At 57.0% G+C, this 24,065-nt stretch carries 26 protein-coding genes; 13 read left to right on the top strand and 13 right to left on the bottom strand.

Annotation, left to right across the window (positions count from 1 at the left end):
* Window positions 1-123: 123 nt before the first annotated feature.
* The 6 genes from cysG (at window position 124) to AC2D8V_RS14625 (ending at window position 5,620) form a co-directional block, all read left to right on the top strand.
* Complete coding sequence (gene cysG, locus AC2D8V_RS14650) at window positions 124-1,551, top strand: siroheme synthase CysG (RefSeq protein ID WP_484734317.1); 1,428 nt, start codon at window positions 124-126, stop codon at window positions 1,549-1,551.
* Window positions 1,551-1,856, top strand: coding sequence for a DUF2849 domain-containing protein (locus AC2D8V_RS14645; protein ID WP_484734316.1), 306 nt, complete (start codon window positions 1,551-1,553; stop codon window positions 1,854-1,856). The genes cysG and AC2D8V_RS14645 overlap by 1 nt, the downstream gene beginning before the upstream one ends.
* A complete protein-coding gene (locus tag AC2D8V_RS14640; protein ID WP_484734315.1) occupies window positions 1,849-3,513 on the top strand; it encodes a nitrite/sulfite reductase in 1,665 nt (554 codons plus the stop codon). The genes AC2D8V_RS14645 and AC2D8V_RS14640 overlap by 8 nt, the downstream gene beginning before the upstream one ends.
* Window positions 3,503-4,279, top strand: coding sequence for a phosphoadenylyl-sulfate reductase (locus AC2D8V_RS14635; RefSeq protein ID WP_484734314.1), 777 nt, complete (start codon window positions 3,503-3,505; stop codon window positions 4,277-4,279). The genes AC2D8V_RS14640 and AC2D8V_RS14635 overlap by 11 nt, the downstream gene beginning before the upstream one ends.
* Window positions 4,276-4,689, top strand: a complete 414-nt coding sequence (locus AC2D8V_RS14630) for a DUF934 domain-containing protein (RefSeq protein WP_484734313.1) — start codon at window positions 4,276-4,278, stop codon at window positions 4,687-4,689. Before AC2D8V_RS14635 ends, AC2D8V_RS14630 begins: the two co-directional genes overlap by 4 nt.
* A gap of 82 nt (window positions 4,690-4,771) precedes the next feature.
* Entirely contained in the window at window positions 4,772-5,620 is an 849-nt protein-coding gene (locus AC2D8V_RS14625) for a ferredoxin--NADP reductase (RefSeq protein ID WP_484734312.1), read from the top strand.
* 50 nt (window positions 5,621-5,670) lie between these two features.
* Here AC2D8V_RS14625 and AC2D8V_RS14620 read toward each other — a convergent pair whose 3' ends face one another.
* Together AC2D8V_RS14620 and AC2D8V_RS14615 are read right to left on the bottom strand one after the other, a co-directional pair.
* On the bottom strand, window positions 5,671-6,690 hold the full coding sequence (locus AC2D8V_RS14620) for an NAD(P)-dependent oxidoreductase (protein WP_484734311.1): 1,020 nt from the start codon (window positions 6,688-6,690) through the stop codon (window positions 5,671-5,673).
* Window positions 6,691-6,823: 133 nt separating this feature from the next.
* Window positions 6,824-7,564, bottom strand: a complete 741-nt coding sequence (locus AC2D8V_RS14615) for a translation initiation factor 3 (RefSeq protein WP_484734310.1) — start codon at window positions 7,562-7,564, stop codon at window positions 6,824-6,826.
* A gap of 250 nt (window positions 7,565-7,814) precedes the next feature.
* On the opposite strand from AC2D8V_RS14615, the gene infC reads away from it, so the two are divergent.
* Window positions 7,815-8,309, top strand: coding sequence for a translation initiation factor IF-3 (gene infC / locus AC2D8V_RS14610; RefSeq protein ID WP_484734309.1), 495 nt, complete (start codon window positions 7,815-7,817; stop codon window positions 8,307-8,309).
* Between the two features lie 72 nt (window positions 8,310-8,381).
* On the opposite strand, the gene AC2D8V_RS14605 is transcribed toward infC, so the two are convergent.
* The 6 genes from AC2D8V_RS14605 to AC2D8V_RS14580 form a co-directional block, all read right to left on the bottom strand.
* Complete coding sequence (locus AC2D8V_RS14605) at window positions 8,382-10,049, bottom strand: OmpA family protein (protein ID WP_484734308.1); 1,668 nt, start codon at window positions 10,047-10,049, stop codon at window positions 8,382-8,384.
* 134 nt (window positions 10,050-10,183) lie between these two features.
* Complete coding sequence (locus AC2D8V_RS14600) at window positions 10,184-10,975, bottom strand: FAD binding domain-containing protein (RefSeq protein WP_484734307.1); 792 nt, start codon at window positions 10,973-10,975, stop codon at window positions 10,184-10,186.
* Between the two features lie 119 nt (window positions 10,976-11,094).
* Complete coding sequence (locus AC2D8V_RS14595; protein WP_484734306.1) at window positions 11,095-13,455, bottom strand: xanthine dehydrogenase family protein molybdopterin-binding subunit; 2,361 nt, start codon at window positions 13,453-13,455, stop codon at window positions 11,095-11,097.
* Between the two features lie 117 nt (window positions 13,456-13,572).
* Entirely contained in the window at window positions 13,573-14,055 is a 483-nt protein-coding gene (locus AC2D8V_RS14590) for a (2Fe-2S)-binding protein (protein ID WP_484734305.1), read from the bottom strand.
* Between the two features lie 113 nt (window positions 14,056-14,168).
* The gene (locus AC2D8V_RS14585) at window positions 14,169-15,170 is read right to left on the bottom strand and encodes a molybdopterin-binding protein (RefSeq protein ID WP_484734304.1); all 1,002 of its coding nucleotides are present in this window, start codon (window positions 15,168-15,170) and stop codon (window positions 14,169-14,171) included.
* Window positions 15,167-16,135: an XdhC family protein gene (locus AC2D8V_RS14580; protein ID WP_484734303.1), complete on the bottom strand. Its 969-nt coding sequence runs from the start codon at window positions 16,133-16,135 to the stop codon at window positions 15,167-15,169. The genes AC2D8V_RS14585 and AC2D8V_RS14580 overlap by 4 nt, the downstream gene beginning before the upstream one ends.
* 164 nt (window positions 16,136-16,299) lie before the next feature.
* On the opposite strand from AC2D8V_RS14580, the gene AC2D8V_RS14575 reads away from it, so the two are divergent.
* From AC2D8V_RS14575 to grxD, 3 genes are read left to right on the top strand one after another with little or no spacing between them, the layout of a single operon-like run.
* Entirely contained in the window at window positions 16,300-16,536 is a 237-nt protein-coding gene (locus AC2D8V_RS14575; protein WP_484734302.1) for a BolA family protein, read from the top strand.
* 6 nt (window positions 16,537-16,542) lie between these two features.
* The gene (locus AC2D8V_RS14570) at window positions 16,543-16,854 is read left to right on the top strand and encodes a hypothetical protein (protein ID WP_484734301.1); all 312 of its coding nucleotides are present in this window, start codon (window positions 16,543-16,545) and stop codon (window positions 16,852-16,854) included.
* Complete coding sequence (gene grxD / locus AC2D8V_RS14565) at window positions 16,851-17,213, top strand: Grx4 family monothiol glutaredoxin (protein ID WP_484734300.1); 363 nt, start codon at window positions 16,851-16,853, stop codon at window positions 17,211-17,213. Before AC2D8V_RS14570 ends, grxD begins: the two co-directional genes overlap by 4 nt.
* A 65-nt stretch (window positions 17,214-17,278) precedes the next feature.
* Here grxD and AC2D8V_RS14560 read toward each other — a convergent pair whose 3' ends face one another.
* Window positions 17,279-17,671: a cell division protein ZapA gene (locus AC2D8V_RS14560; RefSeq protein WP_484734299.1), complete on the bottom strand. Its 393-nt coding sequence runs from the start codon at window positions 17,669-17,671 to the stop codon at window positions 17,279-17,281.
* The gene (locus AC2D8V_RS14555; RefSeq protein WP_484734298.1) at window positions 17,671-18,234 is read right to left on the bottom strand and encodes a hypothetical protein; all 564 of its coding nucleotides are present in this window, start codon (window positions 18,232-18,234) and stop codon (window positions 17,671-17,673) included. The genes AC2D8V_RS14560 and AC2D8V_RS14555 overlap by 1 nt, the downstream gene beginning before the upstream one ends.
* A 194-nt stretch (window positions 18,235-18,428) precedes the next feature.
* On the opposite strand from AC2D8V_RS14555, the gene tkt reads away from it, so the two are divergent.
* Entirely contained in the window at window positions 18,429-20,474 is a 2,046-nt protein-coding gene (gene tkt / locus AC2D8V_RS14550) for a transketolase (RefSeq protein WP_484734297.1), read from the top strand.
* Between the two features lie 40 nt (window positions 20,475-20,514).
* On the opposite strand, the gene AC2D8V_RS14545 is transcribed toward tkt, so the two are convergent.
* A complete protein-coding gene (locus AC2D8V_RS14545) occupies window positions 20,515-21,489 on the bottom strand; it encodes a DUF808 domain-containing protein (RefSeq protein WP_484734296.1) in 975 nt (324 codons plus the stop codon).
* A 218-nt stretch (window positions 21,490-21,707) separates the two neighbouring features.
* Here AC2D8V_RS14545 and gap point away from each other — a divergent pair, with 218 nt between their 5' ends.
* Together gap and AC2D8V_RS14535 are read left to right on the top strand one after the other, a co-directional pair.
* A complete protein-coding gene (gene gap, locus AC2D8V_RS14540; protein WP_484734295.1) occupies window positions 21,708-22,706 on the top strand; it encodes a type I glyceraldehyde-3-phosphate dehydrogenase in 999 nt (332 codons plus the stop codon).
* A gap of 106 nt (window positions 22,707-22,812) precedes the next feature.
* Complete coding sequence (locus AC2D8V_RS14535; protein WP_484734294.1) at window positions 22,813-22,956, top strand: hypothetical protein; 144 nt, start codon at window positions 22,813-22,815, stop codon at window positions 22,954-22,956.
* A 54-nt stretch (window positions 22,957-23,010) separates the two neighbouring features.
* On the opposite strand, the gene coaD is transcribed toward AC2D8V_RS14535, so the two are convergent.
* Together coaD and AC2D8V_RS14525 are read right to left on the bottom strand one after the other, a co-directional pair.
* Window positions 23,011-23,508, bottom strand: coding sequence for a pantetheine-phosphate adenylyltransferase (gene coaD / locus AC2D8V_RS14530; RefSeq protein ID WP_484734293.1), 498 nt, complete (start codon window positions 23,506-23,508; stop codon window positions 23,011-23,013).
* 75 nt (window positions 23,509-23,583) lie between these two features.
* A complete protein-coding gene (locus tag AC2D8V_RS14525; protein ID WP_484734292.1) occupies window positions 23,584-24,018 on the bottom strand; it encodes a CBS domain-containing protein in 435 nt (144 codons plus the stop codon).
* Window positions 24,019-24,065: the final 47 nt, after the last annotated feature.

The following is a 24,065-nucleotide window of genomic DNA, read 5'->3' as shown; positions in this document are numbered from 1 at the left end:
TGTGCTCAACATACGTTCCTTTTTTCACATTTACAGAAACATATGTCCTTATCAACCCCGGCATATGGCGCATAATGAGAATATTGTCCTATATTGAGCGCAAGAAACAAGAGGCTTTTGATCATGGATCACTTTCCGATCTTCTTACGTGTAGAGGGACGCCGCGTCGTTGTTTCCGGCGGCGGCGAGGCTGCTCTGGCCAAGCTCCGCTTGCTGTTTAAAACAACCGCTCATTTGACGGTTTTTTCGACACAGCCGGACGCACAGATCGAACGGTGGGCGGCTGAAGGAAAATTGCGCCTCGTCAGGCGTGCGATGTCGGCCGGCGACGCGCTTTGTGTCGCCCTGTTTTATGCTGCTGACGAAGATGCGCGCGAGGATGCGCGCACCAGTGCAATCGCGCGCGCGGATGGCGCGCTGGTCAACGTTGTGGATAACCTCGAGGACAGCGCCTTTATCACTCCTGCCCTGATAGACCGTGACCCTGTCACAATCGCGATTGGCACCGAAGGCGCTGCGCCTGTTCTGGCGCGTGCGATCAAGGCAGATCTGGAAAGCCGCCTGCCAGTTGCGCTCGGTCCTCTTGCGCGTATTGGCAAGTCGTTTCGTAAGATTGCAGAGGCGCTGCCCATGGGGCGCGCACGTCGGGATTTCTGGCGAGACTACTATTTCAAGACAGGCCCCAAAGCCATGAAGGCGGGGGAACAAGCTGTTACGCATGGCCTCAACGCACTGCTGCAACAGCACCTGTCGCGCGAGGCGCGGGCAGGCTTTGTGCATTTTGTCGGTGCCGGGCCCGGTGACCCGGATTTGCTGACGATGAAGGCGCGCCGCGTTCTGGATGAAGCGGACGTCGTGATCTATGACCGCCTGATCAGCCAACCTATTTTGGAACTCGCACGGCGCGAAGCGGTAATGATTGATGCCGGGAAAGAGGGTTTCGGCCCTTCCATGCCACAAGAGGAGATAAACGACCTGATCGTTAAACATGCGCGAACAGGTGCACAGGTCGTCCGGTTGAAATCCGGGGATGCGACAGTATTCGGCCGTTTGGACGAAGAAATTGACGCCGTAGACGCACAGGCGATTGCTTGGGAGATCGTACCGGGGATAACATCCGCCTCTGCCGCAGTCGCGGCTATTGGTCAAAGCCTCACAAAGCGTCAACGCAACTCTTCCGTACGCTTTCTTACCGGCCACGACATGAAAGGCTTTGCGGATCACGACTGGGCTGCCTTGGCGCGTCCTGGCGAAGTCGCGGCAATCTTTATGGGCAAGAAATCCGCCCGCTTCATTCAAGGGCGTTTGATCATGCACGGCGCGGACCGTCAGACACCCGTGACCGTCATTGAAAATGCATCGCGACCTGAACAGAGGGTGCTGGATACCACGCTCGACGCGTTGCCTGCGGCACTGGCTGCGGCTGACATGTCTGGCCCCGCACTAACCTTTTACGGCCTCGCCCCCCGCGAGGCGATGGCGGCGAAACGCGCACGGCAGACATCCAATGTCACATATGCCGCCCCTATTCCCATCAAGGAGGCTCGGTAATGGCAAAACCATTCACGCCAAAAATCGTCACCGCCAATCACCTTTTGAAGGGTGATGTCATTTATCAAACAGCAACCGGTTGGACGCGCGAGTTGCGCGAAGCCGAGATTCTCACGGACGAAGCAGATGCGGATCTTCGCCTGATCGACGCCAGCCAGCAAACAGAAGTCATTGTCGGCGCCTACCTCGCAGATGTTGAGATTAAAGATGCGGTCCCTGTGCCAACCCACTTCCGCGAAGACTTTCGCGCGACAGGCCCATCAAATTACCTGCACGGCAAACAGGAGGCACTGTCCCATGTATAATTACAGCGATTTCGACGCAGCCTTTGTCTCGGAACGCAATCGCCAGTTCCGAGCACAGGTCGAGCGGCGCGTGGACGGCAGCCTGACCGAAGACGAATTCAAGCCGTTGCGCCTGATGAACGGCCTCTACCTGCAACTGCATGCTTATATGTTGCGCGTTGCAATCCCCTACGGGACTTTGAACAGTTGCCAAATGGATCAGCTCGCCTATATCGCGGACCGCTGGGACAAGGGGTATGGGCATTTCACGACCCGCCAGAATATCCAGTACAACTGGCCCGAGTTACGCGACGTACCGGACATGCTGGATGCATTGGCCGAAGTGCAAATGCACGCGATACAAACCAGCGGCAACACAATCCGCAATGTAACGGCTGACCATTTCGCCGGTGCCGCAGAAGACGAGATCGCCGATCCGCGCCCGGTAGCTGAGCTTATCCGCCAGTGGTCAACCGATCATCCTGAATTCCAGTTCCTGCCGCGCAAGTTTAAGGTCGCGGTCACTGGCTCGCCCAATGATCGCGCTGTGACCAAGGCACATGACATTGGTTTGCGCATGATCGAACGCGACGGTGTGGACGGGTTTGAAGTCATCGTCGGTGGCGGGCTTGGTCGCACCCCGATGATCGGCAAGGTGCTCAAGGATTTTCTGCCTCGCGAAGACTTGCTGCCCTATCTCGAAGCCATCGTCAGCGTCTATAACCTGCTGGGTCGCCGCGATAACAAGTACAAGGCGCGGATCAAGATCACCGTTCACGAGAACGGGCTCGACGATTTCCGCAGCCGTGTCGAGGAACGTTATGCGCTGATACGACCGCAGTTCAACGGCGTGGACCAGCAGATGCTGGCCTCGATCGAACAGGATTTCGCCGCGCCGAATTTTGCCGAGAAATCTCTGGCTCCGTTTGAAGCGGCCTATACCAACGATCCGGTATTCCGCGCATGGGCGGATACCAACCTTGATCCGCATCGTGCGCCCGGCCATGCAATTGTGTCGATCAGCCTGAAAGCACACGGTGCCACGCCTGGTGACGCCACATCGGCGCAGATGCGCGTGATGGCAGAGATCGCGCGAACCTATGGATATGACGAATTGCGCATCAGCCACGAGCAAAACGTGATCTTGCCGCACGTTCACAAGGCGGATCTGCCAGCGCTGCATGCTGCGTTGAAAGAAGCAGGTCTGGCCACAGCCAATATCGGTTTAATCTCTGACATCATCGCCTGCCCCGGCATGGACTACTGTGCATTGGCAACAGCGCGTTCCATCCCGATCGCGCAAGAAATTGCGACCCGCTTTGATGAACTCAAGCTGGAGCATGACATCGGCCCGCTGAAGATCAAGATTTCCGGGTGCATCAATGCTTGCGGGCACCACCATGTGGGTCACATCGGCATTCTCGGCCTTGATCGGGCCGGCGTGGAAAATTATCAGATCACGCTGGGCGGCGATGGCACTGAAGACGCAGCAATCGGTGAACGTGCCGGACCCGGTTTTTCTGCTGACGAAATCATTCCTGCAATCGAACGGCTGGTCCTTGCCTATCTCGATTTGCGCGAAGGCCCAACAGAGACGTTCCTTCAGACGTATCGACGCCTCGGGATGAAACACTTCAAAACCGCGCTTTATGAGGATGCGAAAGCAAATGCAGCCTGAAGTCTTGAATCGTCAGTACAAAACGGCGGCGCCGGTCAGCGCCCCTGTTCCCCCGGCGCTTGCCGAGAGGGTGGCGGAACTGAACGCCCAGATGCGGCACCACAGCGCCAGCTGTGTAATCGCTTTGGCGCTGGCCGAGATCAGGCCGCTGCCGCTGGTTTCCAGCTTTGGCGCTGAATCCGTGGCTCTGCTTCATCTTGCGGCTATGGTGGACCGCAATATACCAGTGATCTTTGTCGATACGGAGATGCTGTTCACCGAGACACTCGTGTACCAGCAAGAGGTCGCCGAACGCTTGGGATTGCGCAATCTGCGAATTGTGCGCGCCAAAGACACACTTCCCGCCGATCCACGGGGCGATTTGCATAAAACTGACCCTGACGCCTGCTGTCACTTGCGCAAAACCGCACCGTTGCAAAATGCATTGGTGGGCAGCAACGGTTGGATCACAGGGCGCAAACGCTTTCAAAACGAGCAGCGCGCGGCCCTTCATTTTTTCGAAGTGGAAGCGGAAAGCCTGAGGATCAAAGTCAATCCGCTGGCGCATTGGACATCTTCAGACGTGGCTGACTACATCGCGGAAAACCGTCTGCCAAGGCACCCGCTGGTGGCACGCGGCTACCCATCGATAGGATGTGCGCCCTGCACCACGCCAGTTGCACCCGGCGAAGATCTGCGTGCGGGTCGTTGGCGCGCCCGGAACAAAGATGAATGCGGCATTCATTTTGCCAACGGCAAGGCTGTCCGAACTGGAGACGACAAATGACAACAATAGTAACAGATGAGGGTTTTGGCCCTGACACATGGACAAGCGGATACGCAGCACTTGGCGCCGCAAATGATGCAGAAGCGCTCGACATACCATCTGATGCTGACCCGGCGGACGTTCCTCTGTGCGAGGGCTTGCAAATGATCCGAATTGATTTTCCATCTTCCGCAGACGGTCGTGGTTTTACGATTGCGCGCGCGCTCAGGCTGCGCGGCTACACCGGACGCCTGCGGGCACGCGGGTACGTGCTGGCCGATCAGTACGCAATGGCGCGTCGCGCCGGATTTGACGAGGTGGAAATCGACGCAGCCTTGGCCGAACGTCAGCCTCAGGATCAGTGGCTGTTTCGCGCTGACTGGCAGTCACACAATTACCAAGCACGCTTGCGCGGACAGACCGCAGGCTGAGCGCGTCAAACCGTCGTCTTTGCATAATCGAAATCATCTTTCAAAAAGGAAGCGTCAGGTGTAAACCTGCGTTGACACATCTATGACCGAGCAATCTGCCGTGAATCAAGTAACCGCCGCCAAAGTGCCCACGCTGCCAGACGCGCAGACTGTCACTTTCGTCCAACACTGGACGGATCGCCTGTTTTCCTTTCGGGTGACCCGCCCGGCGTCTTTGCGCTTTCGCTCCGGCGAATTCGTGATGATCGGCCTGATGGGTGATCCCGATCCCAAGACTGGCAAACAGAAACCTCTTTTGCGTGCGTATTCCATCGCCTCGCCCTCTTGGGATGACGAGCTTGAATTCTACTCGATCAAAGTCCAAGACGGCCCTCTGACGTCGAAACTGCAGCACATTCAACCAGGCGACCAGATCATTCTGCGCCCAAAACCCGTTGGTACATTGGTGCATGACGCTTTGCTGCCGGGCAAACGTCTGTGGTTTTTTGCAACGGGTACGGGGTTTGCGCCATTTGCGTCACTTTTGCGGGACCCACAAACCTATGAAGACTACGAAGAGGTTATCATCACGCACACCTGCCGCGATGTCGCGGAATTGGAATATGGCCGCCTGCTGATTGAAAACATCAAATCAGACGAATTGATGCTGGAACTGCTGGGAGCGGACAACCTTAAAAAGCTCAAGTACTATCCAACCACCACGCGCGAACAGAGCCCCAAAATGGGTCGGATCACGACCTTGTTGAAAGATGGCACGGCGTTCGCCGATCTTGGTGTTGAGGGCATCTCTCCCGAAACCGATCGGGCAATGGTATGCGGCTCGATGGGCTTGAACACTGATCTCAAAGAAATTCTCGAAGGTTTTGGGCTTGAAGAAGGCGCTAATTCCGACCCAAAACACTACGTCGTCGAAAAGGCATTCGTCGGGTAAAACGGCTGAACAGCCGTGCCCGATCTGATAGCCCAGCCCTCCGGGCTGGGCTAATTATTTTCAACCGGTCGGGATTGCATGCGCGCAGCCGTTTCTCGCTCTGCCCGTTTGCACCGCATGGGCGGCAGGCCTGCATCCATCAATTGCATGTCTTCTAGCACCATCTCACCCATGCCTTTAAAAGCAACATCAAGCGCACCGGCACGGTGCGCTGAGCGTATAAATCCAGGCAAGCGGCGTAGCGGATCACTTGGCGGCAGAGGCTCTTGTGGAAAAACATCACTGGCCGCACGGATTTTCCCCGCCGATACGACATCAGTTAGCGCAGCAAAATCTACCACGTCAGCCCGCGACAGCAAAATGAACAGTGACCCCGACGTCATCGCGTCAAAAAACTTTCGGTCAAGAAAATGACGGTTTTCGTTGGTGACCGCGGCGACAACGAACACCACATCTGCGCAAGCGGCAATGTCATGGAGTGCCATCGGTTCAAGACCTTCATCGCGCATGAAAGAGGCAGGTAGCCAAGGATCATGCACAACAAACCTGCATCTAAATCCTGCCAAGACCCGGTGTAGCGCCTTTCCCAAATCTCCATACCCGATCAACCCCACTGTGGCTCCGGTCAGCAGACGTGCGTTCGTATTTCCTTCCCCGCCCCAGACCTCTTTTCCTTGGCGGAACGCCAGATCGGCATCTGTGATACCTCGTGCAAGATCAAGGGCCAGCCCAAGGCCCAGTTCGGCCACGGGCACCGCAAAAACAGCGCCCGTTGTTAGCACATGAATGCCCCGCCCGAACAATCGTGCATAAGGCATGTTGTCTATGAGGTTGGATTCGACATTCAACACCGCTCTGAGTTCGGTCATCCGCTCCAGTGTTTGTTCAGAAAGCGACGGCTGACCGAGTATGTAACGGGTATTAGCCAATGTTTCGGCGCCGAGATTGGGCAACGCCTGCTCGTCTGTTTCAACAACCTTATAGTGGGAATGCAATGCATCGCGGTGTTCCGCCGAGAAAATCAGGTCGAGCGTTCGGGGCCATGGTGCTGACAGTACAATCGGCTTCACGGATCGCTCTCCTCTTTAGGTTAGCGTAAGGCTATCGCAGCCGAACAACGCGGTCCATTCATCAAGAACACGAAAAACTGACCCCGCCGGAGGTCTCCGACGGGGTGCACGGCGTTCTGCGATTTATGTTCGATTAGTACCCCAAGGCGCTGCGCAGTTGCTCAAGCGCAACTTTCAGCAATTCGGGGTCCGCTTGGGCCTGCTCGACAGCTGTTCCAAGTAGCTGCTTTTGGGCGGTACTGAGATCAGAATTGTCTACGATCTCTTGTACGCGTTCGAAATCAAAACCCTCTACGGTAAGCGCTTCGGGAGGTGTTGGTTGTTGCACTTCACCCTCTTCGGCAGCGGCTGTTGCAACGTCTTCTGCCGTGGCAACTTCGGCTTCGGTTGCGCCAGAGGCCTCGTCAACAGTTTCCTGAGCCGCCGTCGCCACACCTTCTGCGGCGTTTTCTGTTTCCTGCTCGGCATCACTAACAGCGTCAGAGACGGCCTGCGCACTATCCTCCACCGCGCTTTCTGTAGCTGCAGAAATTTCGCCTGCGGCTTGGTCCACGTCTGACACGCTTTTTTCAGCCACTTCACCCGCCTGTTCTGTTAATGTCGCAGCGCTGCTAACTGCACCAGACGCTGTCTCGGCAATTGCATTGCCTGCCTCCTGTGCCGAATTAGTGAGGTTTTCGGCCGCCTCCGAGATACCTTCAACCAGCGACTGGTCCGCCTCTTCGGTAGGTGTTTCCAGTACAGCTTCGGCACCCGCTTCAGCGGCGGCGTCTGGCTCGCCGTCGGCGATTTCATCAACGGATTGCCCGGTGAAAAGCATGTAGCCGCCGATCAGTATAACCGCAGCCAGCAGTATCCAGATGACATTTCTCATTACGAAACTCCTTGTCATTTACATAGTAACGCGCGAGGTCCGCCCGCGGTTCCTGATGTCAGTTGGTCGGGTCGGAGCAAATGCACAAAAGGGAAAACTTTGAAAACAGGCCCGATACCGCCTATTTGCGGCTTGAAGTGGCTTACGCGCGGGTCTATTTTGGCGGCGCAATTTGCATAACTATCGAAGGATAAATATCATCGCTCGCAGACCTCACAACGCGCCGCCCCAAAGAGATACCGGCCCGCGCGTGAATGAAAAGATCCGCGGTTCAGACATTCGTCTGATCGGCGCAGACGGAGAAAATGTTGGGGTTGTAACCCCAGATCGTGCTTTAGAGATGGCAGAGGAAGCAGGGTTGGACCTTGTGGAAATTTCGCCGAATGCCAACCCACCCGTGTGCAAGATCATGGACTTCGGCAAGTTCAAATATGAACAGCAGAAGCGCGAGAGCGAGGCCCGCAAAAAGCAAAAAGTAATCGAAATCAAAGAAGTAAAGTTCCGTCCCAATACGGACACTAACGATTACGATGTCAAAATGCGCAATGTCTTCAAATTCCTGGAGAATGGCGACAAGGTAAAGGTTACCCTGCGCTTTCGCGGCCGCGAGATGGCGCACCAAAACCTTGGCCGAGAGTTACTTGAACGCGTCGCAGAAGACACCAAGGACAAGGGCAAGGTTGAGAATTTTCCGAAAATGGAAGGTCGGCAGATGGTCATGTTGATCGGGCCACTGCCAAAGTGATTTGAAATCGCCCCTATATGTTAAGGCCGCACGTTTCCGTGCGGCCTTTTTTCGTTTCGGCCAACTGGTTTCTCAACGCAACAACGGAGTAATGTTGCGCACAACCGCGCGCCGGTTAGCCCGCTCCGCCGTATTGGTTGGCACCTTGAGCACGGACTCGCCGTAGCCCTGCACAATCAGATTTTCCGGTGGCACGTCGAAATACTCCGTTAGTGCCAAGGCTACCGTCTCCGCACGGCGGTCGGATAGAGCAAGGTTGTATGCCGCGCTGCCAACCGCATCGGTATGACCTTCAATCAGCACAACCGATCTTGGATCCGCGTCAATGATATCCGTGATCGTCGTCCCAATGCGGGCAAGACTACGCGCCTGAGCAGGACGAATGGCAGCAGAACCGGTTTCAAACTGAATATTGGTCAACTCGATTTCCGGTGCCAGAGCGCGCACCTGCTTGATGTCACGGATTTGGCGCAGCGAGAAGCTTTGGGCTTGCACTCCAAGCTCTGCCTGCAGTGCCCGCGTCAAGGCATCCTCCTGACCAGAGTTGGTTTCCTGAACAATTGGCGGAAACGCCGCAACATCGATCTGCGGCTCCGGTGCGGTGTCGTCAAAGATGACGATTGCCTCGCCTTCGGGTGTGATCCTCGTACGGCTTAGAACCCGGCCTTCAGCTGCGCGGATTGTGACAATTTCCGACCCGTCCTCGCGATTGACTGTTGTGCGGGTAGATCCGTCGTTGAAAGTTTCCGTGCGCAATTTGCTTCCCGGTTGGCGCAAAAGCGTATCATCGTTTTTGAGCACACGCAGTTCGCCGTCGCGTTCGACCACCACGCGATCTCCCGAACGGCTGATGACCTCATCTCCATTATCCAGCACCTTGCCTACGACAACCGCCCCCAGCCCTAACAGCAACGCCTTTTCGAAATTGCTGAGACCGTCATCGTCATTACCCGGTGCTGTGGCGACTGACGCTGGCGCGGGCGTTCCGTCGGCAGTGGTGGCGAACTCTTCGTCACTTGAACGGGTGTTCTCTGCCGTAACCTCTTCGGTTGAGACGTCGACGTCGCCAGACATCGGAACGTTCGAGGGCGGCTGGGCAGCAGCCGCAGCGGCAGCTGCCGCAGGCATCTCTTCCATCGGCTGCACAGACGCTGTCTCACCTGTGTCTTCTGGCCCTTGTGCTTCGGGCGACTGAGGATTTGCCGCTGATTCAGGCGTGTTTGACGCTGCCGCTGTCTGCGCAGGTGCGGCTGGCCTGTTTTCGCTTTGAACGACTGGTGTCTGTGCCTCTTGATCAACCGGTTCTGGTGCCTCTGCTACATCTTTTGCTAACGCATCGGCGCTTGTGCCTTCAGGCGCCACTGCTCCGGCCGCCGCGGGCGCAGACGCGCCGGTGTCGGCGGTTTCTGGTGTCTGGTTTTCGTCAGATGGGGCGATCGCCGACAGCGCAACAGCTTGGTCGTCGGCTGGTATCGCTTCGGTCTGCGCGGGCTCGGTTGGCGTCTGTGCGACGGCATCCCCCCTCGTCGATGCGTCGCCCTTACGTGCTTCTTTGCTCAGCTCGCGAAAAGCCGTGGCGTCTTCGGCAATCTCACCGCTCTCGGTCAGGCAGGGAAAGCTGCGGTCCTTCTTTTTCGGTGCACATTCCCCGACCCCGCTGGTTTGAGCCAAAACCGGTCCAGGCAGAGCCATTGAAAGGCATAAAGCCACGCTTGCAGTCGAATTGAGAAACTTTTTCATGACACCTTGGTCCTTTGCATTCATTACCTTGCTGGCAATGAAACGTCTGATAACGCCCAAGGTTCCGCGGCGCGGCAAAGCAAAGGCTGCGCGGATCGCTCCGCGCAGCCCGTGAATTTGCGTGTATTTTGATGTCAGGACGCGGCCGAGACCGCCCGCTGCGCCATAACTTTGACCAGATGCGCACGGTACTCTGCCGTCCCGTGCAGATCGTTGATCATATCATCGGCAGCAACAGAAAGACCATCGAGCGCCCCCGAGGAGAAATCAGCAGAAAGCGCATCTTCCGCTTCGGTCCAGCGGAAAACTCCATCGTTTGACGCACCCGTCACAGCCACACGAACGCCGCTGGCATATTTAGCAACGAAAACACCAACAAGGGCAAAACGCGACGCTGGCTGCAGGAACTTCTGATAGTTCGACGCTTCTGGAATTGGGAAGCGAACTTCAGTAATAATCTCACCCTCTTCAAGGTCGGTTGTAAACATCCCCTGAAAGAAATCATCAGCCGCGATTGACCTTGAGTTCGTAATGACTGTCGCGCCGGTTCCCAGTGCAGCGGCAGGATAGCACGCGGCAGGGTCGTTATTGGCCAGACTACCACCAATGGTACCGCGGTTGCGCACCGCAGGATCTCCGATATGGCTGGCCAGACCGGCGAGTCCAACAAACTTGTCCGCAGCATCGCGCGCCACTGTTGCATGGGTTGTCGCACCACCAACGGCCAGTTCACCCTCGTCAGTGATGCAAACACCTTTGATATCGGCGATATTGCTAAGGCTAACCAGCACCGATGGGCTCGCGAGCCGTTGCTTCAACGTCGGGATCAGCGTCTGGCCTCCTCCCAACGCCTGCGCGTCCTCACGTCCCATGGCCGCCACGGCATCCGCAATCGTGGTGGGGTTCTCCACATCAAAATTGTACATCTCGTCGTCCTTTCCTGTGGGCGTAAAGCGGTGATTGCTCTTTCACTTTGCCCGATAAACTCCGGGGGAGCGCGGCCCTCGGGCCGCGGGGGGGCAGCGCCCCCGCCCCCCTAAAGATTTTATTGCATCGCCGCCCAGACACGCGCGGGTGTCAGCGGCATATCAATGTGCGTCACATTCTTTCCGCCTGATTGCAGCGCGTCTATCACGGCATTAACAACCGATGGCGGCGATCCGATCGCGCCGGCCTCACCACAGCCTTTTACCCCTAGTGGGTTATGCGTACATGGCGTTTGACAAGAATGATCCACCGCAAAATTCGGCAAATCATCCGCACGCGGCATCGCGTAATCCATGTAAGATGCACTCAACAGCTGACCATTCTCGTCATAAGCGCAGTTTTCCAAAAGCGCCTGACCAATCCCCTGTGCCAGCCCACCGTGAACCTGGCCGGTTACAATCATGGGGTTCACCACATTGCCAAAGTCATCCACAGCGGTAAATGCTTCGATGCTCACCTTGCCGGTATCAGGATCCACCTCCACTTCGCATGCGTAGGCTCCGGCCGGATAGGTAAAGTTCGACGGATCGTAAAACGCCGTCTCCTCCAATCCAGGCTCCAGATCTTCCAGCGGGTAGTTATGCGGAACATAGGCCGCCAAAGTGACATCCCCCCAGGCAAGCGACTTATCCGTGCCCGCCACCGTAAAGGTACCGTCCTTCAGTTCGATATCCGCTTCCGAGGCCTCCAGAATATGGCTCGCGATTTTCTTGGTCTTGGCAATGATCTTTTCAGTCGCCCGCACCATGGCCGATCCACCAACTGCCAATGACCGTGAGCCATAAGTGCCCATGCCCATCGGCGATTTTGACGTATCGCCATGAACGATCTCGATCATATTCTCATCGATTCCGATCATTTCTGCGATAACCTGCGGAAAGGCCGTCTCGTGTCCCTGACCGTGGCTGTGACTGCCTGTCATGACCACTAGACCGCCAGTGGCATTTACGCGCACCGTAGCACTTTCATACAGCCCGGCCCTTGCACCAAGCTGTCCAACAAGATTCGAAGGCGCAATCCCGCAGGCTTCAATGTAGCAATTCACCCCAAGCCCGCGCAGCTTCCCATTGGCTTCAGAGGCCTTGCGGCGCGCTTCAAAACCGCTGAGATCAGCCATCGCCTCAAGTTTGTCCATCGTCGCGACATAGTCACCAGTGTCGTATTCGACTGCCACCGGCGTGGCATATGGAAACTCGGTGACAAAGTTCTGCCGGCGCAAGGCAATCGGATCGACGCCAAGTTCGCGAGCGGCTTTATCGATCACCCTCTCCAGTTGGAAAGTCGCTTCAGGACGGCCCGCACCGCGGTAGGCATCCACCGGCACCGTGTTGGTAAAGACGGCTTTCACATTCACGTAAATCAATGGCGTCTTGTAGTTGCCTGCCATCAAGGTCCCGTGCAGCCATGTCGGCACCGAAGGTGCAAATGTCGACAGGTAAGCGCCCATGTTCGCAAAGGTCTCCGTCCGGATCGCCGTGAAATTGTTTTCGGCATCCAGCGCCAGTTCGATCTTCGTGACGTGATCGCGTCCGTGCGCGTCCGACATGAAAGCCTCGGAACGACTCGAAGTCCATTTGACCGCCCGGTTGCAGGCCTTGGCGGCAAATGTGCAGAAAGCCTCCTCCTGATAATGGAAGATCTTGGTGCCAAATCCGCCGCCGACATCAGGCGCTACAACGCGCAGCTTGTGCTCTGGAATGCCCAGCACGAAAGCGCCCATCAAAAGCCGGATCACATGCGGGTTTTGCGACGTGGTGTAAAGCGTGTGCTCATCCGTGCCACGACTGTAGTCTCCAACGGCCACGCGCGGCTCCATCGGGTTCGCCACCAGACGGTTGTTGACCAGCTCCAACGTTGTTACATGTGCAGCATTGGCAAAAGCGTCATCGGTCGCAGCTTTGTTTTCTTCCACAAAGCCCCAATCATAGCAAAGGTTCGTCGGCAAATCGTCGTGTACCTTGTTGCTGCTGTCAGCAACCGCGTCTTTCATGTCTACAACTGCGGGCAATTCAGAGATGTCAACCGTGATCGCTTCGGCAGCGTCGCGTGCTTGTTCAAGCGTATCGGCCACAACAGCGGCAATCGGCTCACCGACATGCCGTACTTTGCCATGCGCAAGCACAGGATGCTTGGGCTCAAGCATCGCCTCACCGTGACGGTCAGTCACCTGCCAGCCGCATGGCATACCGCCCACCGCTTCAAAGTCTGCCCCGGTGAAAATCCTGACCACGCCAGGCATGCCTTCTGCAGCGGACGTGTCAACCGAGTTGATCGACCCATGTGCAATGTCGGAGCGCAGGAAAAATACATGTGCCTGCCCCCTTATATTGATATCATCGGTATAATTTCCGGCTCCCGTCAGAAACCGGATATCCTCGCGGCGCTTCGAGCTTGCGCCAATGCCTCCATCTTTCGGCATGAAATTCCTCCCTAAACTGATGCGGTGCGATGACCGCTCTGCTAGCCCCTGCCCGGCTCTTTCATCTTGCCAGAAAAACTCCGGGGGTCCGGGGGCTGGCCCCCGGTCGGGCTCTGATTATTCCGCAGCGACTGCAACTTCCTGACCGGAAGCCGCCATGATCGCTTTGACGATGTTGTGATACCCTGTGCAGCGGCAGATATTGCCTTCGAGATAGGCGCGAACTTCGGCCTCGCTGGGCTTTGGATTTTCTTTCAAAAGGGCTGCCGCCGACATCACCATTCCCGGTGTGCAAAACCCGCATTGCAAGCCATGGTGGTCCTGAAAAGCTTGCTGGATAACACTCAGTGACCCATCCGCATTTGCCATGCCTTCAATGGTTTGAACCTCTGCGCCTTGCGCTTCTGCAGCCAGCATTGTGCAGGCTTTCACGGCTTCACCGTTGACGTGCACGACGCAGGCGCCGCACTGGCTCGTGTCGCAACCCACATGCGTCCCCGTCAGGTTCAGCGCATCGCGCAGAAACGACGACAACAACGTCCGCCCTTCCACCTCGCCAGACGCGGCTTTCCCGTTCACGGTCATCGTGACCTGTGTCATATTTTCCTCCCTGAGTGCTTTTACCTTTTCCCGGAGTTAAGCACGGCCCATCCCAGTTGAGAACAGAAAAATTCAATAATCTCGCCCGGATGCACTATCGGGCACAAGATCACTCAGGTGCGCGGCCCGCGGCGGGGTTGTGGTCGGGTCGGTATCTCTTTCAGCAAACCGCCCACGCCCATGCCTGCAATATCTGCCGAACTGACCGCTTGGCCGCAAATGACACGCGCGAGCACCCAGTCGGCTCCATTAAGTGCGGGCGAACGGGCACATCCCGGCAGACCAATGACCGCACCTGCCTCCAAAGCACCCACGAACAAAAGGTTACCGGGATCGACGGGCATGCCGAAACGATCAACAATGCCGCCCGCGGCGCACACCGCCGCAGGAGCTACATCTTCGGGGTCAGACGTGGCAGATCCGGTCAGGATCAACGTCAGATCAGCGGGTGACGACCGCAAGACATCCGCCAGATCAGCGATCCGGTGCGCGACACGCAGCGGCTCGGGCAGATCGAGCCCGAAAGCCGCGACACGCTCTTGGATAGCGCGCCAGCCCTTGTCGCCCACACCGCCCGGGATATCGGTGATGATCAGCCGTACGCTGGACACAACAGGCGGTGCCAGAGAGATCGCGGCTCTTGCTTCGGTACAGGCCTGAGCCAAGGCTGTTTCCGGCACGGCATAGGCAATGATCTTTATGGTAGCCAACATTCCCCTGTCCGCCATCTGCTGATGCGGCGGCACGGTGGCGACGGTAATCATGGGGTGGATGGCGTTGACCGCGTCAATCGCGGCGCTGTCGATCAAGGCGACCCCCGGACCTTGCGCGAGGATGTTTACCCGTCCGGTAAATGGTTTGGTCAGACTGACATTGGCTCCCCCGGCGTCCGGTACAAGGGCCTGCGCCAAGCGCGCAGCTGCCGCATCTTCGCCCACGTCATCCGGCTCAAGGCGCGCGACGGTGACTTCCGTGATCCCAGCCGCGTTCAGCGCGGTCACGTCGGCTGCATCCAGCACACGGCCTTTTCGCAGACGTGCCTTGCCCTCGACCGCCACCGAATGCGCGAGCGTTGCGCCGATGGCCTGCTCGGTGCGGACCGGACCGAACTTCATGCGCCCCGCCGCAAAACACGGGTCATTTCAGCAAGGATCGATACGGCGATCTCAGGCGGGCCGCTTGATCCGATATCAAGACCGATGGGGCCGTGGATACGGGCGATCTCTGCCTCTGAAAACCCAGCATCCGTCATCCGGCTCACCCGTTTTGCGTGGGTGCGCGTCGATCCAAGCGCTCCGATGTAAAAACACGACGACTTGAGAGCGATTTCCAACGCGGGATCATCAAGCTTCGGGTCATGCGTCAAGAGAACAACTGCCGTCCTGCTATCGACACCGATCTGTGCCAAAGCATCATCCGGCCAGTCGGCCACGATTTTTTCACCCGGAAACCGGGCGGCAGAACCGAAGGCCTCTCTTGGGTCGACAATAAACAGATCATAGCCGGCGATCCTTGCCATCGGCACCAACGCCTGCGCTATGTGAACCGCACCGATAACAACCAGTCGCAAGGGCGGGTTGTGAATGGCAACAAAGACATCATCCCCCGCTTCAAAGCCCGAACGGTCCATCGCAAAACGCTCTTGGTAGCCATCGCGCACAATGCGTCGCGCACCGCTTTTAAGATCGACCTCATAGGCTACGGGCCTGCGCGCCGCACGCGCATCCACAAGCTCCTTGAGAACCGCAAGAGACAGCACCTCGCCCACCGGTTCCACCAAAATGCGAATGGTGCCACCACAGGCCAGACCGACCGCAAAGGCGTCATCGTCGCTGACGCCGTATTCGAGCACGCGCGCCTGAGATTTGTCTAACGCATCCTGTGCCTCCAGCACGACAGCGCCTTCGACACAGCCGCCAGAGACCGAACCGTGCATCTCCCCGTCGCCGGCAATAACAAGTTGCGCACCTACCCTGCGCGGTGCGGAACCCCACGTTTCGACCACTGTGGCAAGTACTGCCCCCCTGCCTGTCTCGGCCCATGCCAGTGCACGCTCCGGTGCGTTTTCGAAAATCTCCATGGCGCCTCTCCCTTGCATGCAGCAACCCAACTGCGCGCGTGCGTGTGCGTTTCCCGTCATCGCACCACAGCGCCGCGCAATGCGCAATGGGGTGCTCGCATTGACATCTTGTTCGCAACGCATTCAAACACTAAATCAGGAATTCCATCAGAGGGGAGAAACCCATGCCGATGCAAGCTCAGGAAATCGAAGATCTGCTGCGCGAGAGCTTCCCTGACGCGCAAATTCAGGTCGAAGGTGACGATGGCGTCCACATGGCAGCCATGGTCATCGACGAAAGTTTCCGTGGGAAGAACCGGGTACAGCAACAACGTGCTGTCTATGCCGCGCTCAAAGGCAAAATGGATGGCGCCAACGGCGAGTTGCACGCGCTAGCCCTGACCACGCGCGCGCCGGATTGATTTCAAATGTCACTCTGGTCGCGCATCACATACCCTTTCCGGCGCCAAAAACGTCGCCCGCTGTCGTATAGGCAACCAGAGCGACGCGCCGAAGCAGATGTGCCACTGGGCTTGGAGGCGATTGACATGCGGGTGGTCAACGACGCCCACAAGCGCAACTCCAGTCTCGAGCGCGTGAGCAACCTATTTTCTCAAAACCGGCGGTTCGGCAGCTTTGCCGAAACGGCGGATCTGGACATCACTCCGATGGCCGATGACGAAACCTACGCCGCGCGGTACCACCGCGCCTACAACCGAAAAGGCTCCGACGACCAATGACCGATGCTAAGACCTCGATTGACGAAACCGTAAAATCCAATGACGTGGTGCTCTATATGAAGGGTACCAAGTCGATGCCGCAGTGTGGCTTTTCCAGCCGTGTTGCCGGCGTGCTGAATTACATGGGCGTGGATTACACCGATGTGAATGTGCTGGCCGACGACGGCATCCGGCAGGGTATCAAGGAATATTCCGACTGGCCCACAATCCCGCAGCTATACATAAAAGGCGAGTTTGTGGGCGGGTGTGACATCATCACCGAAATGACACTTTCCGGCGAGTTGGACACGCTTTTGGAAGAAAACGGTGTGTCCTTTGACAAGGATGCCGCCGAAAAAATCCGTGAAGCAAACGGCTGACACCAGAACAGCATGACAAAAGCGCGTCCCCTCGGGCGCGCTTTTTCATTTCGCAATTGCTTGGTTCAGGAGGCTGACTTTTCCTCAACAGCGTCGGCAATCGATTCAGCGCGCGCGGCCAGTTCAGCCAAAGTGTCACTGACCGACTGAGGGACAACCGGCACCTCGACCTTTTGCGGTTCTGCCACCGCCTGCTTGAGCGCTGCAATCTCTGCGTCGCGTTCGTTGATCTTTGCTTGTGCTTCAGCCACACGATCCTCGACGCTTGCAGTTTTGTCCGCGAGCATCAAACCAGCCATCAGCAGCATACGCGCTTCGGGCATACGGCCTACCTGGTCAGACAGGACCTGCGCCTCGTCATCCAGCAGCTTGGCCGCCGTGCGCAGGTAGTGTTCTTCGCCTTCCTGACAGGCAACGTCAAAATCGCGGCCGCCGATTGAGATTCTAACCTCTGGCATCAGATGGCCTCCTCTTCTTCACTGCCACCGGCATTTTGCAAAAGCGGCGTCAGTGATTGGATAATTTCATCGGCTTCGGCCATCTCGGCACTGCGCATTGCCCGGATGCTTTCCAATTCAACCATCATGGATTTGTTGATCAGATGCGGTTCGCCAACACCTTCTGCATTCGCCTCGCGGAGCGCATTGCACATCTTTGTCAGACGCCTGTTCGCGCGACGCAGCTTTTGCATCTCTACGTCCAGTGCTTTTACGCGTTCTTTGGCATCACCAGCCTTGGCCTCAAGGGCTTCGATTGCTTCCTCCTGACGCTCCCCCAAGACGCGCACCCTTTCACTGAGTTGCGCGTTGACCTGCTTTTCCTCTTCCAGCGCCTGCGTCAGACGGCTGACCTCGTCAGCGTCTCCACCGCCCAGCCCGTCGACGCCCTTGGCGACGCGGTCCATGGCCGCCATAATCCTGCTGCTCAGTTCTTCGATATCACTCATGCCCACCTCACTGCTCAGGCGCTGCGAGCGCCGAGACCGGACCGAATCGTCGCCCGTGAAGTCAATCGTACTCATTACACAGCCACAGACAAACCCGCTTTTGTTACGGTTCAAAGGCTTGCGCGGCTCTCTTGAAGTCGGAGCCACAACTGGCCGGGCGCTTTCGCTTGAACTTTGCGGGCGGGCTGGTATGCAGCCTGCGAAAAAGACGACACGACAGACCAAAGGCCAGATAAAAAGGCCCCGAACGGATAAAGGACAAGTCACCCGTGGATCTCAAAGCCCTTGCCGCTGCCAATCCCGAGCATTGGAAGAAAGCGACCGCCATCCGCGCGCTCGCACTGGACGCTGTTGCAAACGCCAACTCCGGTCACTCCGGAATGCCCATCGGCATGGCAGACGTAGCGACCGTATTGTTCGAAAAGCATCTGAAGTTCGACCCCAAAGCACCAAACTGGCCAGACCGCGACCGTTTTATTCTGTCTGCCGGCCATGGTTCGATGTTGCTTTACGCGCTGCTGCATCTGACCGGATACGAGGACATGACGCTCGAGCAGATCAAGAATTTCCGGCAGTGGGGCGCGATCACAGCGGGCCACCCCGAGTATGGCCACGCCACGGGGATTGAAACGACAACAGGACCGCTTGGGCAAGGGATTGCCAATTCCGTAGGCTTTGCGATGGCCGAAGAGATACAGCGCGCCCATTTCGGCAAGAAAGCCGTCGACCATTACACATACGTAATCGCCGGTGACGGCTGTTTGATGGAAGGCGTCAGCCAAGAGGCAATTACGCTGGCAGGACGCCATCAGCTCAGCAAGCTGATCGTAATGTGGGACAACAACAACATCACCATTGACGGGCCCGTCAGCCTGTCTGACCAAACGGATCAGGTTGGCCGCTTTCAATCTGCGGGCTGGGAAGTCATTGAAATTGACGGGCATGATCCCGACGCCATTGACGCGGCCCTGACCGCCGCCAAAAAGAGCAAAAAACCTTCAATGATCGCCTGCAAAACCCATATCGCTTTGGGCCATGCGGCGCAGGACACCTCAAAAGGCCACGGCGCGCTGACGAATAACGAGCAGAACCAAGAGGCCAAAGCCGCCTGGGGCTGGACGACAGGTCCGTTCGAGGTGCCGTCAGACATTCGGGACGCCTGGGCAGAGATCGGTGCACGCGGCGCCGCGGCGCGCAAAGCTTGGGAGGAACGCTTCGATACGTTGTCGCGCAGCAAGCGCGAAAGCTTCAACCGTGCCTACGCGCTGGATGCCCCCAAAAAATTGAGTGCGACGATCAAAGCCTTCAAAAAACAGATGTCGGAAAGCGCGCCGAAGCTGGCGACACGCGCCAGTTCTGAAAAGGTACTTGAGGTCTTAAATCCGGTGGTGACTGAAACCGTCGGCGGATCTGCCGACCTGACAGGGTCGAACAATACAAAAACCGGTGATCTTGGAGTTTTCGACGTCGACAGTCGTGGTGGTCGCTATGTCTATTGGGGTATCCGCGAACACGGTATGGCAGCCGCGATGAATGGTATGGCCCTGCACGGCGGGCTGCGGCCCTATGGCGGCACTTTCATGTGCTTTACCGATTACGCCCGCCCCGCCATGCGGTTGGCCGCGCTGATGAAAATCCCAACTGTATTTGTCATGACCCATGACAGCATAGGCTTGGGCGAAGACGGGCCGACGCACCAACCGGTCGAGCATCTGGCAATCAGTCGTGCGACTCCGAATACCTACGTGTTCCGGCCCGCCGACACGATAGAAACCGCCGAAAGCTGGGAACTGGCCCTGGCGGCCAAGAAAACGCCTTCGGTACTGTCGCTCACGCGACAAGGGTTGCCAACGGTTCGTACCGAACACAAAACCAAGAACCTCACCGCACAGGGCGCTTACGTGCTGGCCGACGCAGAAGGCAAACGTCAGGCGATTCTCATGGCCACAGGGTCAGAAGTCTCGGTGGCCATGGCCGCGCGCGATATTCTGCAGGCTGAAGGGATTGGAACACGGGTCGTCTCGATGCCGTGCTGGGAACTATTCGAAGAACAGGATGAGAAGTATCGCAAGCGTGTGCTTCCCGGTGGGCCGGTGCGCGTTGCAATCGAAGCTGGTATGCGTTTCGGCTGGGACCGCTGGCTCTTTGGAGAACGCGGCAAGCGTGAAAAGTCCGGTTTTGTCGGCATGCATGACTTTGGCGCTTCAGCCCCCGCGAACAAATTGTTCGAAGAGTTCGGGATCACCGCCGAAGACGTCGCGCAAAAGGTACGTGATCTGGTGGCGGGTAAGTGGCAACCGGACCCACGCACCTGAACTGAAAATCAGAAACCTTAAAAAGCGCGCCGCTGCCCCGTCAGTGGTGCGCTTTTTCTTTTGACCCTGTCACCGCAGCAACCGCCGGTCCTATCACACGTGTGACAACCGGAATTAGCAGCATTCCTACGACCAGACCCAATATCCCGTCGATTAGCGCGGTTACCGCCCATTCGATAAAGCGCTTCGCGGTCGATAGACCATCCGCCACGGCAACGGCGATATGGTGGATTTCGTCGTAGAGCCGTGGCCACCCCAAAACATCGAGGCCATGCACGAGAATAGACCCGCCGACCCAGAGCATGGCCGCAGTACCAATGATCGTCAAAGCCTTGAGCAGCACAGGCATTCCCTTCACGAGGCCCATACCCAATGACCGGCCAGCGCCCGTGTGCCCGTTCGCAGCCAGCCAAACGCCAAAGTCGTCCATCTTAACGATCAATGCCACAGTGCCGTAGACCAGCACGGTCACGGCAACGCCGGCAAAGGCGAGTGTCGCCGCTTCAAACCAGAACGTGTCTGCCTCGATATTCGACAGAATAATCGTCATGATTTCCGCAGACAGAATAAAGTCAGTCTTGATCGCGCCCTGCACCCTCTTTTCTTCGAGGTGGACCGGATCACCAATCGACATATCGGCTTCTACGTGTTTGTCACCGTGTGGAAACAGCCAGTGGAACACTTTTTCAGCACCTTCAAAGCAAAGGTAACAGCCCCCTAGCATCAGAAGTGGTGTGATGAACCAAGGCGCAAAGGCATTCAGCAATAACAGAGCGGGTAAAAGGATCACCATCTTGTTGAAAAGCGAACCCTTGGTAATTTTCCAGATGATGGGCAATTCGCGCTTTGGTTCAAAGCCGGTCACGTACTTTGGTGTTACTGCGGCGTCGTCGATCACCACGCCCGCAACCTTGGAGCCCGCTTTGGCCGCCTGCCCCACAACATCATCCACCGATGCTGCGGCGATTTTGGCGATTCCCGCCACGTCGTCCAGCAGTGCCAATAATCCACTCATGTTGTGCTCCGTCCGTCGCTGTGCCCGTTAGATAACTTCAGTTAGAACGATCATGTTCCAAAGACAATGTACACGCCTGACGCGTGTTAGCCCAAACATCTAGCTGCGCCGCGGCATATTTAACGCTAACATACGGTAATCATTCCGTTTTAGGCGTTTCCGCAAGCGAAATACCATTGTATACCGCCCACATACAACATAGCGACAAGGCGGTTAGCATGAGTATCAAAGTGGGCATTAACGGGTTTGGTCGGATCGGACGGTGTACGCTGTCTCACATTGTCAGCTCCGGTCGCAACGATATCGATGTGGTCGCGATAAATGCGACAGGGCCACTTGAGACCGCAGCGCACCTTCTCAAATACGACAGCGTGCATGGGCGGTACCCCGGTGAAGTCGTCACCGGCGCCAATACGCTGGACTTGGGGCGCGGCCCCATCCGCATGATGTCCACCTACGATCTGGATGAACTGGTTTGGGAGGGCGTAGACGTCGTACTCGAATGCACCGGACAGCATAACGACGGACACAAAGCGGCAAAGCACAAGGAGCGAGGCGCAGGCCGTGTACTAATCTCAGCGCCCGCAAAAAATGTCGATCGGACAGTCGTTTTCGGCGTGAACCATCGTGACCTGATCGCCCCCGATGCGATCGTTTCGAACGGGTCTTGCACAACGAACTGCCTCGCACCGATGGCAAAGGTGCTTGATGAAGCCATCGGCATCGAGCGCGGTATCATGACCACAATTCACTCTTACACGGGCGACCAGCCGACACTCGACCGCCGGCATAACGACCTTTACCGCGCGCGGGCCGCCGCGATGGCAATGATCCCGACCTCGACGGGCGCTGCCAAAGCTTTGGGTGAAGTGCTGCCCAACCTTGCCGGCAAACTGGACGGTACCGCAATGCGTGTACCCACCCCGAATGTCTCTGCCGTTGACCTGACATTTGAAGCCGCGAAAGACGTAACTGTCTCGGACGTTAATGAGGTACTGCAGGAGGCCGCAATGGGCCCGATGGCGCGTGTTCTGGCCTATGACCCGGAACCGAAGGTATCCGTCGACTTCAACCACACCGAACACAGCTGCATCTTCGCGCCGGAACAGACGAAAGTTGTCGGAGGACGCACCGTGCGCGTGCTGGCATGGTATGATAATGAGTGGGCGTTTTCAGCGCGCATGGCGGATGTCGCCGTTGCGATGGGTCGACTTTGATCTAATCACTGCTCCGCCGCTCTTGCGAGACACTGGCACGGCTGTCATACAGCACGCGCGCGCCTGTACGCGTGCACGTCAGCAGGAACGGCGCGGGAGAGCGCAGATGACCAACCGCATTGCTCTTGGATTGGGTGCCGCCATTGTCGCTCTTGTCCTTGTTGATCTGCTGCTTTTTGGCACCGAGCATCTTGTATTTCTAGGCAAGAAAATACTTGAGTTGATCGAGTGGATTGCATTCTGGCGATAGAAGGCGGTTTTTAATTTGAAACAAATATTTAGCGCAACAACCTGACGCTTCGCATTAGTTTTGTGAGAACCGTGTTATAAGTGCTTTGTTTACTTCCGGTGTTACGAATTTTGACACATCCCCGCCAAGCCGCGCAATTTCTTTGACGAGTTTGCTTGCAATGGCCTGATGCTCGGCCTCGGCCATCAGAAAGACGGTTTCGATTGTGTCATCCAGTTGCCGGTTCATACCGACCATCTGGTATTCATACTCAAAATCCGCAACCGCACGAAGACCGCGAATAATGACACTGGCACCAACATCGCGCGCGCAGTCGATCAACAGATTTTCAAACGGGTGGGCTACGATCTTTAGGCCGGTCTTTTCGCTGATCTTGCGCGTTTCCGCTTCCACCATCGCAACCCGTTCCTCAAGACTGAACAAGGGTCCCTTGTCGCGATTGATGGCCACGCCAATCACCAGCTTGTCCAGCAACGCGCTGGCGCGGCGGATCACATCAAGGTGTCCAAGCGTGACGGGGTCAAAGGTTCCTGGATAAAGTCCAACGCGCATCGGGCATTCCTGTTAGCATAGTTCGTCTTGTTAAACCAACACGTTACATGTCACAGTACAAGCCGCAATCGCGCCTCAATGGCCCATGATCATGCCTTCGAGCGCATCTTTTTCCATCGCCAGTTCCATCAATCGCGCTTTGACCACATCACCGAGTGAAATCAGTCCGCGCAGCGTGCCGTCTTCAAGCACCGGCATGTGCCGGAATCGTCCGTCCGTCATCTTGCGCAGCACATCATCTGCGCGGTCATCCGGTCCGCAGGTTACGAGCTTTGATGTCATGAGGGTTTCAACGGTATGCGTCAGGCAGCCCGCACCGCGTGCGCCAATTTCGCGCACGATGTCACGTTCGGAAAGGATCCCGTCGGCTTTCTGACCGTCGCGCGACACGACGACCGTACCGATACCTTTGTCTGACAAGATCCGGGCCGCTTCGGACACGGTCAGCGACGGCTTCACCGTGATAATCTCATCTACACTTTTGGTCTTGAGTATCTGTGAGACGAGCATCGGGTAACCTCCTGTTTCAACAAGTCTTGTGGTCCAAGCGTCTCCGC

This window comes from Roseobacter sp. YIN89 (genome assembly GCF_057219365.1).
This window is presented reverse-complemented; position numbering and strand designations above follow the sequence as displayed.